At 42.4% G+C, this 15,067-nt stretch carries 16 protein-coding genes; 8 read left to right on the top strand and 8 right to left on the bottom strand.

The window, feature by feature from the left end; genetic code table 11:
• Window positions 1-148 precede the first annotated feature (148 nt).
• The 3 genes from ACOOEY_RS18990 to ACOOEY_RS19000 all read right to left on the bottom strand — a co-directional run bounded on the left by ACOOEY_RS18990 (window position 149) and on the right by ACOOEY_RS19000 (window position 3,052).
• Window positions 149-1,258, bottom strand: a complete 1,110-nt coding sequence (locus ACOOEY_RS18990; RefSeq protein ID WP_420386303.1) for a serine hydrolase domain-containing protein — start codon at window positions 1,256-1,258, stop codon at window positions 149-151.
• Between the two features lie 75 nt (window positions 1,259-1,333).
• On the bottom strand, window positions 1,334-2,101 hold the full coding sequence (locus ACOOEY_RS18995; protein ID WP_420386304.1) for a DUF6597 domain-containing transcriptional factor: 768 nt from the start codon (window positions 2,099-2,101) through the stop codon (window positions 1,334-1,336).
• A 489-nt stretch (window positions 2,102-2,590) separates the two neighbouring features.
• Window positions 2,591-3,052 carry a hypothetical protein gene (locus ACOOEY_RS19000; protein ID WP_420386305.1) on the bottom strand — a complete coding sequence of 154 codons (462 nt, stop codon included), beginning with the start codon at window positions 3,050-3,052 and terminating at the stop codon, window positions 2,591-2,593.
• Between the two features lie 167 nt (window positions 3,053-3,219).
• Here ACOOEY_RS19000 and ACOOEY_RS19005 point away from each other — a divergent pair, with 167 nt between their 5' ends.
• The 3 genes from ACOOEY_RS19005 (at window position 3,220) to ACOOEY_RS19015 (ending at window position 7,247) form a co-directional block, all read left to right on the top strand.
• Window positions 3,220-4,011, top strand: coding sequence for a DUF2306 domain-containing protein (locus ACOOEY_RS19005; protein WP_420386306.1), 792 nt, complete (start codon window positions 3,220-3,222; stop codon window positions 4,009-4,011).
• A 37-nt stretch (window positions 4,012-4,048) separates the two neighbouring features.
• Window positions 4,049-4,741 (top strand): DUF4386 domain-containing protein, encoded by a 693-nt coding sequence (locus ACOOEY_RS19010; RefSeq protein ID WP_420386307.1) that lies wholly within the window; start codon window positions 4,049-4,051, stop codon window positions 4,739-4,741.
• 103 nt (window positions 4,742-4,844) lie between these two features.
• The gene (locus ACOOEY_RS19015; protein ID WP_420386308.1) at window positions 4,845-7,247 is read left to right on the top strand and encodes a TonB-dependent receptor; all 2,403 of its coding nucleotides are present in this window, start codon (window positions 4,845-4,847) and stop codon (window positions 7,245-7,247) included.
• On the opposite strand, the gene ACOOEY_RS19020 is transcribed toward ACOOEY_RS19015, so the two are convergent.
• From ACOOEY_RS19020 to ACOOEY_RS19035, 4 genes are all read right to left on the bottom strand, one after another.
• Window positions 7,244-7,849, bottom strand: a complete 606-nt coding sequence (locus ACOOEY_RS19020) for a Crp/Fnr family transcriptional regulator (protein ID WP_420386309.1) — start codon at window positions 7,847-7,849, stop codon at window positions 7,244-7,246. The genes ACOOEY_RS19015 and ACOOEY_RS19020 overlap by 4 nt on opposite strands.
• Before the next feature lie 783 nt (window positions 7,850-8,632).
• Complete coding sequence (locus ACOOEY_RS19025) at window positions 8,633-9,088, bottom strand: nuclear transport factor 2 family protein (protein ID WP_420386310.1); 456 nt, start codon at window positions 9,086-9,088, stop codon at window positions 8,633-8,635.
• A 118-nt stretch (window positions 9,089-9,206) separates the two neighbouring features.
• Window positions 9,207-9,860, bottom strand: a complete 654-nt coding sequence (locus tag ACOOEY_RS19030; RefSeq protein WP_420386311.1) for a DUF4386 domain-containing protein — start codon at window positions 9,858-9,860, stop codon at window positions 9,207-9,209.
• A gap of 269 nt (window positions 9,861-10,129) precedes the next feature.
• A complete protein-coding gene (locus tag ACOOEY_RS19035; RefSeq protein ID WP_420386312.1) occupies window positions 10,130-10,738 on the bottom strand; it encodes a Crp/Fnr family transcriptional regulator in 609 nt (202 codons plus the stop codon).
• A gap of 93 nt (window positions 10,739-10,831) precedes the next feature.
• On the opposite strand from ACOOEY_RS19035, the gene ACOOEY_RS19040 reads away from it, so the two are divergent.
• Window positions 10,832-11,680 (top strand): helix-turn-helix transcriptional regulator, encoded by an 849-nt coding sequence (locus tag ACOOEY_RS19040; protein ID WP_420386313.1) that lies wholly within the window; start codon window positions 10,832-10,834, stop codon window positions 11,678-11,680.
• A gap of 53 nt (window positions 11,681-11,733) precedes the next feature.
• Here the strand turns inward: ACOOEY_RS19040 and ACOOEY_RS19045 are convergent, their stop codons facing one another.
• Entirely contained in the window at window positions 11,734-12,714 is a 981-nt protein-coding gene (locus ACOOEY_RS19045) for a metallophosphoesterase family protein (RefSeq protein WP_420386314.1), read from the bottom strand.
• A gap of 316 nt (window positions 12,715-13,030) precedes the next feature.
• Between ACOOEY_RS19045 and ACOOEY_RS19050 the strand changes: the two genes are divergently transcribed.
• From ACOOEY_RS19050 to ACOOEY_RS19065, 4 genes are all read left to right on the top strand, one after another.
• A complete protein-coding gene (locus tag ACOOEY_RS19050) occupies window positions 13,031-13,354 on the top strand; it encodes a DUF1330 domain-containing protein (protein WP_420386315.1) in 324 nt (107 codons plus the stop codon).
• Window positions 13,355-13,433: 79 nt separating this feature from the next.
• Window positions 13,434-13,622 (top strand): hypothetical protein, encoded by a 189-nt coding sequence (locus ACOOEY_RS19055; RefSeq protein WP_420386316.1) that lies wholly within the window; start codon window positions 13,434-13,436, stop codon window positions 13,620-13,622.
• Between the two features lie 9 nt (window positions 13,623-13,631).
• Window positions 13,632-14,609 carry an NAD(P)-dependent alcohol dehydrogenase gene (locus ACOOEY_RS19060; RefSeq protein ID WP_420386317.1) on the top strand — a complete coding sequence of 326 codons (978 nt, stop codon included), beginning with the start codon at window positions 13,632-13,634 and terminating at the stop codon, window positions 14,607-14,609.
• Window positions 14,602-15,024: a hypothetical protein gene (locus ACOOEY_RS19065; RefSeq protein WP_420386318.1), complete on the top strand. Its 423-nt coding sequence runs from the start codon at window positions 14,602-14,604 to the stop codon at window positions 15,022-15,024. The genes ACOOEY_RS19060 and ACOOEY_RS19065 overlap by 8 nt, the downstream gene beginning before the upstream one ends.
• Window positions 15,025-15,067: the final 43 nt, after the last annotated feature.

Consider the following 15,067-nt stretch of genomic DNA (forward strand, 5'->3'; position numbering starts at 1 on the left):
AACGTAAAAAGCCTTTGGTTAATGCTTAAAGTTCGGGTTTCCGTGTTAGTCTGACTTCATTTGAAGAATCAGATGAGAAGAGAACCAGGCATACGGGAGACTAAAGCTGCTCTTCAGCAGGAAAGTCTCCCGTGTGGGTCAGTTTAGGCTAAAACTGGGGTCCGATGACTTTATATAGCTCTTCGAGAAAAGGGATCATTTTGCCTGTATTCACAAAGACGACAAGCCCGTAATCTTTCTCAGGTACAAACATGGCATAGGCCTGAAAGTCATGGTTGTTCCCGGTATGTAGATGCATGGTATGGTCAGGACCTTTCTTTTGGGCAAAGCCCAGACCCCAGCCTGTTTGCCCGACCTGTTGCCTTAGCGGATTATCTTCAGAGAAGACAGTTTCTTCTGCCAGCATGGTCTCAAAGGTTGATTCCTTTAATCCCTCTTTCCTGAGCATCGCGATAATGAAGCGGGCATACTCCTGTGCTTCAGTATGAAGGCTGGAATAGGAGTTAAAAGTTTCTCCATCCCAATAGCCCGGGCGGGGGTGATTTGGGTTAGGACTTCCGTCTTCGTTATGTCCTGATACTTTATGCGCAGCAAGATAATCGTCCCAAACGAAGGTACTATGTGGCATTTTCAGGGGTTGGGTCACTTCCTTCTGAAAAAGGGCATTGAGATCCTTTTTCCAACCCACCTCATTTTGCATACCCACAATGGCAGCAAGGTATTGGTAGGCTTCACCTGAATACATGAAATCCGTTCCGGGTTTGAAGGCCAGTTCAATAGGCTCTCCATTGGAATGATTGGGGAAACCGGTTTGATGGGCGAGTACCATTCTGGCGGTAATCAGTTTGGCATCTTCCTTTGAGTTTTCGGTGATGCCGGGATGTGGAAGGTATTGGTATAAAGGTTTGTCCAGGTCGAGTTTGCCCTGCTCCACCATCTTCATAACGAAGTAGGCGAAAATGGGCTTGGAAAGCGAGGCTGCTTCAAATATGCTTTGCTTGTCTACCTGTTCCTTGGTTTCAGTATTGGTGATACCCAGCGCTTCATGGTAAACCACTTCATTGTTATTGATAATGGCCAGTGAAATTCCGGGAATTCCCACCTTTTCAATAATCGCCTCCAGCTGGTTGGTGAGATACTCAGGCTTTAGCTTCTGACCATCGAGGGTGGTGATCTTTTGGTTTTGTGCCTGGCAAAGGCTGACCAAGCCTAAGCCAATGAGCATAAGAAAGTTTCTAAATAAGTGTTGTTTGAACATTGTATTTGAGTTTTTAATTGACGCGAAGGTATTTCCCTATGAAAACCCTTCATTGTAAAAAATGGACATTTAGTCTTAGTCTTCGGCTAGTTTCCAGAATTCGGTGGGATTGAATCCGGTGAATTCCTGAAACTCATGAATGAGGTGGGCCTGATCGTAATAACCATGGAGATAGGCTACCTCAGTGAGATTGGACAAGAAGGGATAGCTTTTGGTTACAGCTTCGAAGCGGACAATTCTTGAAAATAACTTGGGGTTGAAACCGGAGAATTCTTTGAACCTTCGGTAAAACTGTTTCTGGGAGAGGCAGAAGTCATCGGCTAACTGAACTACGCTTTTGTGGCCGTTTTGGTAGATGACCTGTTTAACGGCATGCAGCATAAGGCGGTCTTTGATGCTGTTGCGGTTTACTAATGACTTCAGAAAGTCAGACAGAATTTCAATCCGGGCCATAACATTTTGCCCGGCAGCCATTTGTTGGTTGAGCTGAGCCGCATCTTTGGAGAACAGATCATCTAAACCGATTAATTCCCGGCTAAGGTCAGAAGTAGCGAGATTTATAAGAGAAGGCAAGGCATAGGGGTAAACAGCCACACCTATCAGGTGATAAAATCCTTTTACCGGAACTTGTAGGGGCTTATTGGTTTGCCCCCGAACCAGAGAGAAAAGAAGCTCTGCATCGGCAGTGTCACTATTGAAAGCAAAGCAAATATCGGTGAGACTGTTGGCTACTATGTAGTAAGTTTCGTGAGGGGGGAGTTTGGCTGAATCCCAGGTGCCTACCCAAAAATGACTGATATAGTCCTTGAGTTCATCACATGGTGTAAAGGTTTGGTAATGCATTCAGTTTTCCCCCGAGGTAGATATACCGGATTGGGTTCTGAAGGTTTCGCTTTTTTCGGGATAAGAAAGAATTCTTCTCTTGGCAATTAATAGAGAGGTGGTCAATAAAAAAACATCAGCCCCATCCGGGCTGATGTCTCAAAACAGATAATTCATAAAGACCTTAAAATAGGCTGGGCTTAAGAGTTATTAAAAGGCCATGTCAATCGCTGTGAAAAGTATATCTGTTTTATAGGTGTTTCCTGAGGCTTTGAGTTTTGCTTTAAATCCAAAATGGCTTTGAAGATCTGTATGCTTTTAATTCCTTCATGAGACCCGTAATATCAGTCTGACTTTGAAGGTTTGAGAGAAGGGATATAACCAGAACCAGTGATAGATTTGTCCAACGTTTCATAAGAAAGCATTTCGACAAAAGTATCTACCGATCTATTGAAAACTATTCACTTTTGTTAATGATGGGGAAGGGAGAAGTTACTTTATTAAGTGCCATTAACTCATATGCTGAAGCGTAAGGTTCGAGCTTTTCTTTTTACCATCGAGAAACTGGCCGACAACAACTCCACCGGTAATACCTACTCCGGAACCTATCATCATACCGAAGACAATTCCATTGGGCACTCCAAAAGGGATTCCGAACGAGGTGCCAAGTGAAGCCCCCATCGCCACACCAATGCCAAGGCCCAGCGTGGTGTAGTACATGGGAGGAACAAAACCAAAATCACGCATCAGTAACTTTTTCAAAGTCTTAAGTTTTTCAGCAAGCTGCTTTTCCGAACTGACCCCACTCAACATCTCCATGAGCATGCTGGTGAGTCTTTCATCTTTGTCTAGCCCTTTTTCCTGGATCTCCCGGACTAAGGAAATGCTTTTTTTGAGCTTCTTTTGATACTTTTCGTTGGATGTTCCTGAGATTGATGACTCTAATTCTGCTACTAGCTCTTCCAAATTCATGCCTGATGTTCTTCAGTTTTCCCCCTGTAATAATGATTAAATCTCTCTGCAATGACAAAGTCGATTATGAACTAAAGTGAATGACTTTTTGATTTTTGACCGTGAAATTCGGGCATTCTGTGCCCAGGCGTGCGCAGATATTTAAGGTCAAATACAAAACTCAAATAATGAATTCGAAAATCTTCCTTAACCGGTCAGTTGAGGCCTGGTTTGTTATTGCCACCATCGGTATATGGATATTCGCTTACTACGTGATTGCATTTTATGTTGGGTCCGGTATGCAGGGTAACTGGGAGCAATGGAACGATGTACTGCCTCATGGTTATATAAAAGGTGATGGCTTGAATAATGTATCCATGGCCATCCATATTTTTCTGGCTGCAGTCGTTCTGGTTGGAGGTCCTTTACAGTTTATAGATACGGTGCGCAGAAGAGCTCCCAGGTTCCACCGATATAATGGCAGACTGTATGTTGTCATGGCCTTTCTGATTAGCCTGGGTGGTCTCTTCATTATTTTCTACAAAGGATCAGTAGGAGGAACCATAGGCAATATTAGTATGTCAATCAATACCTTCCTGATTCTGCTGGCTGCTTTCTATACGTTAAGGTTTGCCCTGCAGGACAAGTTCAGACAACACCGTCAATGGGCTATAAGGCTCTTTCTGTTTATGGGGGGAGTATGGTTCTTCAGGATAGGCCTGATGTTCTGGCTGTTTATCTTTGGAGGAAAGCCTGTTGGTTTCGATATGGAAACCTTCAGAGGCCCATTTCTTACCGTTTTAGGTTTTAGTCAATACCTGATTCCACTGGTGGTGGCTGAGTTGTATTTCTATGCAGAAACTAAGGGGAGCACAAAATCCAAAAATGCTTTCGCTATTCTAATGATCATTCTTTCCCTCATTACAGCGATTGGAGTCTTTGCTGCTACTACAGGTTTGTGGCTTCCAAGAATCAAATAGTTACTTAATTTAATTGTCTCAAGATCAACAAATTGTCATGATGAAAAACGATAAGAACACAGCTCGCTGGGCTGGCTTTTTTTACCTGTTAAATGTGATTTTCAGTGTTCTTTACATGGAATATATACCCTCTCAGATTATGGTGAGTGGAGATGCTGAAGGAACACTCACAAAGCTATTGAGTAATGAAACGCTGTTCCGTATCGGAATACTGGTGGGTATTGCAGGGCACCTGAGTTTTATACTGCTTCCACTAACCCTTTACAAACTACTCAATCAGGTGAATAAGCGAATTGCCATTCTCATGGTTGCACTGGCCTTGATCAGTGTTCCGGTTTCGTTCTCATTTATCCTTGACCAAATCAATTTTCTGGATCTGCTCAAAGATTACGACCTGGGCTTGATAACAAGGGACAATCTGGCAACTTCTGCCAGATCTCTTTACAGAAGTTTAATGAATGGGTTTTTTCTGAATCAGGTCTATTGGGGACTGTGGCTGTTTCCTTTTGGTCTTTTGGCATTTAAGTCAGGTTTCCTTCCCAGGTTTCTGGGTATTTCACTCATGCTGGGATGCATTACCTACATGGTCGACATTGGCGGAGCCATTCTGATTAAAGATTACTACGATCATGTGAGTACCGATCTACTGATTATTCCCGCTGCCATAGGTGAGATAGGAATGTGTTTGTGGTTGCTGATCTTCGGTACCAAGCAGAACATCAGGTTTTAAGTTGAGGGGTGGTTTCCTGAGCACCTTTCTATTCGGTTAACTATAGTGAATGTTCCTGATGACTAAGCTGCTGACCTTTGCGGCAGAATAGAACTCAAAAACAATGTCATTTAGGTCAATCATAGTCTTAGCCATTTTAGGCTTAAGCAAAACATTTTTAACTGCTCAGGAAATCACCCAAACGGTCAGGGGAGTAGTACTGGACGAGAATACACGAAAACCTCTTATCGGAGCTACTATAAGAGTTTTAGATACCGATTCCATCATCGGAGCCATTGCAGATATAGAGGGCAAATTCAGAATTGAAGGTGTACCTCTATCGAGTAACAGGCTGTTGGTTACATATGCGGGATACCAGCGAAAAGTGGTATCCAATTTCGATTTAAACTCAGTAAAGGAAGTTGTTTTGGAGATTTGGTTAGCTGAAGCTATTAATGACCTGGGAGATGTGGTGGTAACCGCTTCCGGTAGTCAGGGCGAGCCAATGAACGACCTGGCCTTACTGAGTGCACGAGCCATTTCTTCAGAGCAAACCTGGAGGTATGCCGGTGGTTTTAATGATCCTGCCAAAATTACCGCCAATTTCGCTGGAGTAGCCAATACGCAGGATGGCGGCAATGATATTATTGTGCGTGGCAAATCTCCCAAGTATATGCAGTGGAGACTTGAAGGGGCGGAGATTACCACGCCCAATCATTTCGGAGATCAAAATGGCATCAGTGGTATTGTGGGTGTTTTGAACAATAACCTCCTGTCTACTTCCGACTTCTATACCGGGGCTTTTCCTGCAGAGTTTGGCAATACCCTTTCAGGTGTATATGATCTGAGAATGCGTAAGGGAAATAATGAAAAGTTTGAAGGGATTTTCGGACTTGGGATTCTGGGTACCGATGTGACACTGGAAGGTCCCTTTAGTAAAGACTATAATGGATCTTATCTGATCAATTTTAGATATTCTACCGTTGGATTATTGTCTGAACTCGACCTGATTGAAGTAGAGGATACGGACATCACTTTTCAGGATGCCAGCTTCAAACTGTGGTTGCCCACCGAAAAGCTTGGTTCATTTTCAGTATTTGGTTTGCAGGCTCATAGTGATCTGCTGATAGAAGATGTTGCTCCGGATGTATGGGTGACTCCAGGCAGTGACTTTGCGCAAATAGAAGCGGAAGACTACCTGAAGGGCTCCAGACTTTGGAATTTTGGGGTGAATCATACCATTGGTGATGGAGAACGGAATTTTCTGGAAACCACACTCTCTTATTCTACAGACGATGTTTCAGACAGGGTATATACAATTGGCAACGAAGATGAAGGAATAGCGTCTGAAGACAACTTCTTATCTGATCTGAATAGATCGGCCATCAGGTTAAGATGGACTTTTCATAAGAGATTGAATGCCAGGAACCACCTCATTTATGGTGGGAACTATACGCTTTTGAGACAGAAAATTGATCAGTTTGAGAGAAACAAGGATACAGGTTTACAAAACCTGATCAGTTTCAACGAGCAGGTTTTCATCAATCAAAGCCATATCAGCTGGAAGTTCCAACCCTCAGACCGACTAACCATTGTTACAGGTTTTAATAACCAAAACGTACCCTTCATAGATCAGACCACATTTGAGCCACGCTTTGCACTAAGCTATAAAACAGGAAGGCATAGCAAAGTCACTTTTGGTTACAGTCGAATGGGAAAACTGGAAAGTCTTCACAATTACTTTGTTTCTACGGAAAGTGGAGGTATAGCTTCTTTTCGACCCAACACTGATTTGAAAATGATTAAGTCCTCGCAATGGATAACAGGCTTTCAGAGAAACTTTGGCTCTGATATCAGAATGTTGATTGAAGCATACTATGAAAGGCTAAGCGATGTTCCTGTTGAGAATAATCTCAATAGTTCTTATGCTACCTTGAATGAAGGGTTGGAACTGAATTATGTGGACCTGGTGAATAGGGGAACAGGTAAGAATTATGGGATTGAATTCACCCTGGAGAAGTCTATGTCCAGAGGCTATTACTTCATGTTCAATTCATCAGTTTATGAGTCTAAATACACGGCTCTGGATGGTGTAGAAAGGAATACCAGATTTAACGGTAAATACCTGATCAATTTACTGGGAGGGAAAGAGTTTACAGACTTAGGAAAAAAGGGAAATCAGGAATTCTCGGTGAACTTCAAGTCCTTTTTTGGAGGCGGAAGATACATACTGCCTCTGTTCAGAGATGAGGACGGAAACCTCAATGTAGACCCTGAGGCAGGTAGAATTTATGATTACAGCAAAGCTTATGAGTCAAAGCTGGATGATCTGATGAGTATTACTTTGAGTTTCAGTTATAAGTGGAATCTAAAAGGAGTTGTTCATGAGCTGTTCCTCAATATTGACAATGTCACCGATAACCGGGCCCGCTTAAGGTCTTATTATGATGTAAACGAACCCGATTTTATCGGTTATGAGCGACAAGTAGGGGTAATACCGAATATCTTATACAGGATATACTTTTAATCAGTAGCCTGCCCGTTCAACTCTTTTGACCAGACCCTTTTTCTGATTCTGCTCAAGGATTGGGGCTTCATGCCCAAATAGCTGGCTATTTGATGGTGGTTAACCCGGTTGAATAGGGCAGGCCGTGTTTCCATCAAGTGAGTATATCTTTCTTCGGGTGATGAGGAGATGAATTTGGTCCAGGCGGTTTTGGCTCTGCCAATTTCTTCTTTGGCAAACCCTTGAATCACCTGGTCGAGGCGTGGCAGTAATTTTCGCAAATGATTTTCAAAGCTCTTGTTACTAATGGTAAGGATACAGTCTTCCAGACACTCCAGGTAATGCTTAGAAGGTTGGTCCACCTCAACTGTATTGTAAGGAGTTATTTTATCTCCTTCAGTGTAAAACCCGGTAGTTTTTTCTTCACCATTGATGATAATATATTCTCTTACACAGCCTTCAACCACCATAAAGCATCGTTTCGGAATTTGACCTTCTTTGAGCAGAAATGTGTCCTTTGGAAATTCTTCAAAAATGGTCTCTTTGATAATGACCTCTTTTTCCGCAGGAGTTAGAAACTCGATGTGGTTAATCATCGCTTTTACCTTTTCTAAAGCATTCATATGAATTGTTTTGAGTTGTTACTACTTCGATCATTGTGAAATTATCGGATCATGAAACATAGGGTCCGGCATAAATGGGTTTATCCCAGTCGCCATGAATCAATAGCCGATAATCTAAGAGACGAAGCCTTGAGTTTTAGGCTCAATTGAATGAGCGGTTGAAAAGTACGGTGAAATTTACTTTCCCAAGACTTATCGTCCTTTTTCCTAGTGTATCGTTTGCAAGGAAAAGTGTGTGTTTATTGAATTCGGGAATCTCATTTATGAATAATCTAAAATACGATTGAGAATCTTATATAGGGTAGTTTTTCCTTTAAAATGAAAGTCAATCACTCATTCAATGTGAATATGTCATTCATTAACCGGTAAACCCCAGATTCTCGTTCTCTTTATATCTTGAATCAAGCTGGTGAAGCTTCCTGCCTCCCGGCCGAGTATATTTTTTATATCGCTACCTACTGCACTTGGTTTACCTTCTCTAAAGTAGCGGTTAAGGTCCGTTAAGGCCTCAGCCTTGTAAGAAGCAGGCAGCTCTAAAAGCTACACAGGTTTCTTCCAGTTGTTTCACAGTTTCATTGCCCACATTTCCACCGGCTCCGGTTATACAAATCATAAAGGATGTATTTAATAGTTTGATGACGCAAAATCCTAAATCACCGGAGTGAATAGACAGGACATATGTCCAATGGTTGAGTCATTCTTGTGGATATGTTTGAGTATAGCTTTAAAGGTTAATGGGCTAAACCAGAGACTGAAATAGCCCATTGCAAAGTGTTTATTTGTCTATTTATTGCCTTCCATTTGAGCGTAGACCTTCCTCCATTCAGAAGCATCATAGATCAGAAATGACTCCTGAATTTTGCCATCCTCGATACGGAACCATTCAGATCCAAAGTTGCTCTCCAGACCAGGGATTGCCGATTTGAACTCATAATAGGTAGCCACCCAGTTACCATTTTCTGCAGTAGAGATCAGTCTTACTCCGGTAAGTACTTTTCCCATTTCCTGAGCCAGAGCAATGAACTCAGCTTTGTTTTTCAATTCAACCATAGGGTTCTTGAAGTGATAATCATCTGCCAGCAGGGCCAGAGATGCAGGGATTTCAGCAGGGTTATTGAATCCGTTCAGGAATTTTTCAACGATTTGAGTGTTTGACATTTCTTTTTTCATGTTTTGAGCATAAGTGTGACCAATAGAAATAAGGAATAGGCTGATAATAATTGCGCTTACTTTTTTCATTGTTTAATGTTTAAATGTATGCTACAAAGGTGGGGTGAGGACATGAAATGAATCTTGGTGCTGACCAAGATTGTATTGTAGATGTTGTTTGAAATTTCCGTGCTATGGAAAGGCTTAATTAACTGCTCTCACGGCTGATTCCTTTCAATACAAGCCAAAAACCAAATGAGACTTCAAATACAAACCCGGCTATTGTAGAGGCAATGCCCGCTTCGATACCTGTAAAGGCCAGTAGAGAGCTGAGAAAAAGGATGAGATAGGCAACAATTCCCAAACCTGATAGCACTCGGGGAATCATTGAATTTTTGAAAAGGATATAGCAAAAAGGTATACTACCCAGGCCAAGGGCTGCCATTGCTCCATGATAGGCAAACCAGTTAGTCCTTACCGCTACATTAGCCATGGCATACAAGCCTGAAGTTTCTCCAGAAGTCTCAGATGCTAAGCTGCCTAACGTGAGTATGGAAATAATACCCAAAGTGAGCAAGGCTGCTTCAAAGATTCTGGCAGACATATATAAAACAGCTGCGCTCCTGTTGGCGGAGGCAATGATAGGGTAGAGCAGAGCCCCTATGCCAATAATACCCAGGCAATTGATCATCATCAAAAGACCTGCATAGCCCGGCTGGTTTTGGTTTGCGGCAATCTTCACTAAATAGTCATCCGGGGCCAGCAGATTAACAATGATGAGATTTGCGGCAATGGCTACTGCCATGGTAAGCAGAAATAGCACCCCGGCTAACCTCGCATTTCTATTAAAGTTGGTACCCATCGTATTTGCTCAATCTGTGAAAAGTAGATATTTGAATCTTTCAGATCATTCACCTTAGTTAATCATAGGCCGTGACCTTATGGTTATCTTAGCGCTCAGTACACGATCTATATGTTTATTGATTCGGGTTTTCGAAAGTCAGCCTGAAAAGAGGGATAATCATTTCACCTTTCCAACAACAAGTGAGTGCCGGACGTGGAATAATACTCTTCGAGACAAACGGCAATTATACCAATGGGATATGTTGTAAATCTTGGTATTAACCAAGATTATATCCTGATGCTGTTCATAAGTTTACTGAAGTTAGTGGCATCGATATTCAGATAGGAAGCAATGTCTTTGTGAGGTACTTTATGGAGGAGGTAAGCGCTTCTTTCTACGAAAGTGCGAAAACGTGTTTCCATAGTCATAGACATAAGTTCATGCTGTCTTTGTAATACACCGGTGAGAAACGTCTCGGTGATTTTCCTGAACAGGGTATTGATTTCCTCATGCTTCTGAAGCATCATCTGATGATTGTGTGAAGAAATCTTCAATCCTTCAGTAGCCGTAATTGATTCCAGGTAATATCTGGAAGGCTGTTGAGTGAAGAAGGATTCGGGGATACCACTAAATGAGGGGGCATGAGCAAAGGCGATAATGTGCTGTTTATTGCCGTTGAGCAGGTGTGATTTGTGAATGCCTTCTGTGATGAAATAAAAAAACTGTTCAGTTTCTCCGGGCGCGGTAATAATGGTTTTCCTCGGTATACTTATTGCTGTCCAGAGCGTCACATAATCTGATAGTATTTGGTCAGTTACGTGATGAAACTTCAAGAGGTAGGCTTTTAGCTGTTCTTGTTGTTTGGTTGGCGAAGCTGGGGTCCGGGTTAATGGCATTCAGGCTTCAATTTAGTTATAATGAATAGAAATTAGGTGAAAAGATTCAACAGCTTACTCATTTGATTGGGTTGCTGAAAGGGCTTATATAATATGATTGATTACAAAGAACATTTGGAGTTAGCAGGTCAACCGGTGATTACCAAACTTGGTGTTTCAGCGCCAATGACAGACATGCTCAACTTGCCTGCCGAGGCTTGTTATGTATATATCACAAAAGGAGGAGGAGAGAGGCTGACGGATACCTTTAATCTGCATGCTACAAAATCTACAGTAATACTGTCAGCCTGTGGCTTCACCTTCAGTGGTATTGTGAATATGGGTTTGAAATCAAGTATGGAAAGCCTGATTGTCCATTTAAAAAGGGAAGTGCTTGAAACGGTTTTTGAACACGAAAAGCCTTCGCTGTGGAGAGAGTTAAACAAGCCAGTCAGTGCCTATGTGGTACAGCAAGCCGCCAGTGAATTGGTAAAGAGTTACTTCAACGATCTGCAAAGGCTTTTCCAGCACAGGGCAGCAGTAACAGATGAGATTCTAAAGAATAAACTCAAAGAGCTGGTACTTCTGTTATTGCAATCCGATCAGTCAGAGGAGATCAGACAAATTATTAAGTCTCTTTTTTCCACTAAGGAATTTTCATTCAAGGAGGTAGTCGATGCTCATATTTATTCTCCTATCCAGATTGAATACCTGGCAGGTATTACCCATTGCAGCCTTTCTACTTTTAAGAGAAAGTTTAAGGAGATATATAACGAGCCCCCCGCCCAATATATACTCAAAAGGAGGCTGGAAAAGGTAGCCCAGGAACTGAAATATACTGACAGGCCGGTGAGTGAAATTGGTTATTCCCTGGGATTTGACAGTCCCGAGCACCTTTCAAGAGCTTTTAAAAAGCACTATGCCCAAACACCAAGTGATTATAGGAGTCAGAAGGTTGAATAGGGTTTAGAGTTGAAGTATGATCGGCTTGTGACTCTTTCAGGTAGCGGATTGAATCACTGTTCTTCCCGAAGATGCTGCTCATCGATAATGCCGTCAAGTTTGAGATGGGTTACTGTAGGAGGGAAGGTCATCCTGACCAGGGTAAAGTGATCGAATGACATTTTGTCTTCCGGATTCTGACTACCTCCTGTCGTTCCCAAAATGGTGTATGTCTGGCCATTTCTGATTCTTTGAGAGAAGGAATGAAAATGTCCGTTGAAGACAGAGTAGTTTCTGTCTGCCAGTGCTTTTTCCAGATCACCAAGGCCTTTTTCATCTTCTCGCATCCATAGTGGTTTGTGCATGAGTAGAAATGTCCATTTAACATCCGGGTATTGATTCAGAACGGTCTTGAAATACTCTGTTTGAGTAGGACTTATGGCACCCACCCGTGATTCGATCATTTGGCTGTAGGTCGACTCTTCCACATTGCCTTCAATTTCACCATTGATCATTTTGATGGCCTCTTCCCGGGCTTCGTAGATTTCAATCATTCTCTCTTCGGTATAATCCTCAGAGTCCAGCATCAGAAATAGAATGTCGTTGAAAACGAAATGATAGTAACGTGGTCCAAACCTGTTCTGCCAGACCTTGCGCATTGTGGGGTTAGTCAGGTCATGATTACCTCCCAGGTGAAAGAATGGCATATTTAGTTTAGAGGTTCTTGCATCGAATGAGTCCCATTCCTTCTTCAATTGAGACGTGTCTTTGGTACCACCTTCAATCAGGTCGCCAATGCTTAAGACAAAAGTAGGGTCGAGCAGGTTGATCTTTGCTACTGCTTCTGAGTAGATGCCTTCTCTTTCGCCTCCTGAGAGGTCGGAGATAATGGCGAAGGTAAAGTCGGTTTCCGTGTCCTCGAAAGTCTCACTTGTCCAGGGCTTTTGGGCATCCTCTTCAATTGTGTGTTGAAAGCTATGTTTCGGTGGTTGTTCACTACATCCAATGCATAGAAAAACAATGAGGACGGCCACAATATGGTTAGAAGAAATCATCTTATTCACGTTAAATCCGAAGGCCCAAAATAGGCAAAGCTTTACACTTCAATCTTCACTTTGGGTAATCAATTTACCTTTCTTATTCTACATTTTTACCCATGTGAGCCCTTTGGATAACTACTTGAGCTGATTGATCAAGTGCGTTTATGCAGGTTTGGAAACCTTTGCAGGGAGGCAAACAGGTCAACACCTATAGTTCATGCCTTTCCATAACTGACGGATTACTGGTTTCAGATAACGCCATCATATACTTAAGCGGATATTCACCCTGATAGTCTTTTTGGCCGTTTTTTTAATTGGACAGATACAAAGAATGATTACACCTGATCAAAAGAAAGAGGATAAAACAACCCTCATCGTGACTTCCACTCCTGACCCGGAAGGACTGTCTTTTTTGAACGAGTATGTAACCAGAGTAATGCCTATGCTATTGAATGCGGGCGGAGTGGTGGTAAAGAGAACTGAGGTTACCCGTGTTTTTCATGGAGACCGCCAGTTTACTTATCTGCTGGTAATGGACTTTCCCTCTGATGAATCTTTGAATAATCTCTTCGAGAGTGAGGCATATCAGCAACTGATCAAGATCAGAGAGAAAGGCTTTGTCAATATGAATATACTCTATGGTCGCGACCTCTGAATGCCGAATGCCTATCTGGCTTAAGTACTAATATCTACAATCTGTAAAACTTATGAATGTGTTGGTTTTTAAAACAAATGTGAAGTCAATACTCGGACAAACCTCAGTAGACTTTGTTTTGAGCAATGTACCTAATGTCTTGAGCTGGAACCTGGATTTTGAAGATGCGGATCAGGTACTCAGAATTGAGATGGAAGAGGAGAGCTTTGGCCATGAAATCCCAAATGCGTTGTCAGAGTTTGGGATCATATGTGAAGAATTGATTTAAAGATGTATTATGAAAGCGGTTGTTTGTACGAAGTACGGAGGTCCCGAAGTACTTCAATGCCAGGAAGTAGACGAGCCAGTTTTGGAGAATAATGCGGTGTTGATAAGAATTAACGCGGCTGCGGTGACCACAGCCGGGCAGATTGGACGAAAAGGAGAACCAAAGCTTACCCGCTTATTCAGTGGTTTATTACGACCCAGAAAGAACATTTTAGGTATGGAGCTGGCCGGAGAGATAGCTGCGGTTTCGCCAGAGGTTACTCAGTTTAAAGCAGGCGATCAGGTCTTTGGCTTGACCGGTCTGAGCCTGGGGGCTCATGCTCAGTTTAAAAGCCTGTCGGAGGAAGCTGCTATTACCCATATGCCTGCTAACCTGAGTTTCTCAGAAAGTGCCGCAGTGATTGAAGGCGGTTTAACAGCCATCAACTTTTTGAAACATAAGGCGAAGGTGAGAAGCGGTCAATCCGTTCTGATCTATGGAGCATCCGGGTCTGTAGGCACGGCATCCGTTCAACTGGCTAAGTATTTAGGGGCTCATGTGACCGGAGTATGCAGTACTTCAAACCTGAAAATGGTTCAGGATTTAGGAGCAGATGAGGTAATTGATTACACAGCATCTGATTTTACTCAAAATGGAAAAACCTATGATGTCATCTTCGATACACAGGGCAAGCGCTCATTCCCTGAGTGTAAAGCTTCCTTAAACCCGGAAGGGATTTATCTGAATGCCGCTGGGTTTTCTACTATTTTGTACATGCTTTGGACAGCCATGTTTGGTAAAAAGAAGGCTATTCTGGCCACTACTTACACCCGTTCTTCAAAAAGTATGAAACAAGATTTGGTTGAATTAAAGCAATTGGCTGAACAAGGAGCCATACAGCCCGTAATCGATAAGTGCTACCCTCCTGAAGAAATAGTAGAAGCCAGCCGATATGTTGACGCGGGCCACAAAAAGGGAAACGTTATTTTAAAATTCAACCATGCATAATCAAATACTGAGGCATCTGATCGCCTCAATCAAGTATCGTTTCAATAAGGCTGTGGAAGGAAGCCCAATGGACTTTGGGAACTTTGGTTTAGGCCATGGAAGCAGAAGTCCGAGGGAAATAGTCCATCATATGTATGATGTTATCCATTCTACCAGAGTGTTTGTTGAAGAGGGAGCTATGCCAAAGGGCGATCTGGAGAAGTTGAGTTTTGAAAAGGAGGTCGACCGTTTTAAAGCTGAACTCTATGTCCTTGATCTGTTAATTGCCCAAAAGCCATTGGACATGAACTACTCCAACAGACTCATCCAGGGACCATTAACGGATGTCCTGACACATATTGGACAATTGGCCATGCTGCAAAGGCTGGTAGGAAATCCGCTGGAGTGGGAGGATTTTTCGAAAAGTGATGTTTGACCTCGTTAATTTAGCTCACCTTTATCATACATAGGTGAATAAT

It is taken from the genome of Roseivirga sp., assembly GCF_965216855.1.
In the GTDB taxonomy this organism is placed as follows: Bacteria; Bacteroidota; Bacteroidia; order Cytophagales; family Cyclobacteriaceae; genus Roseivirga.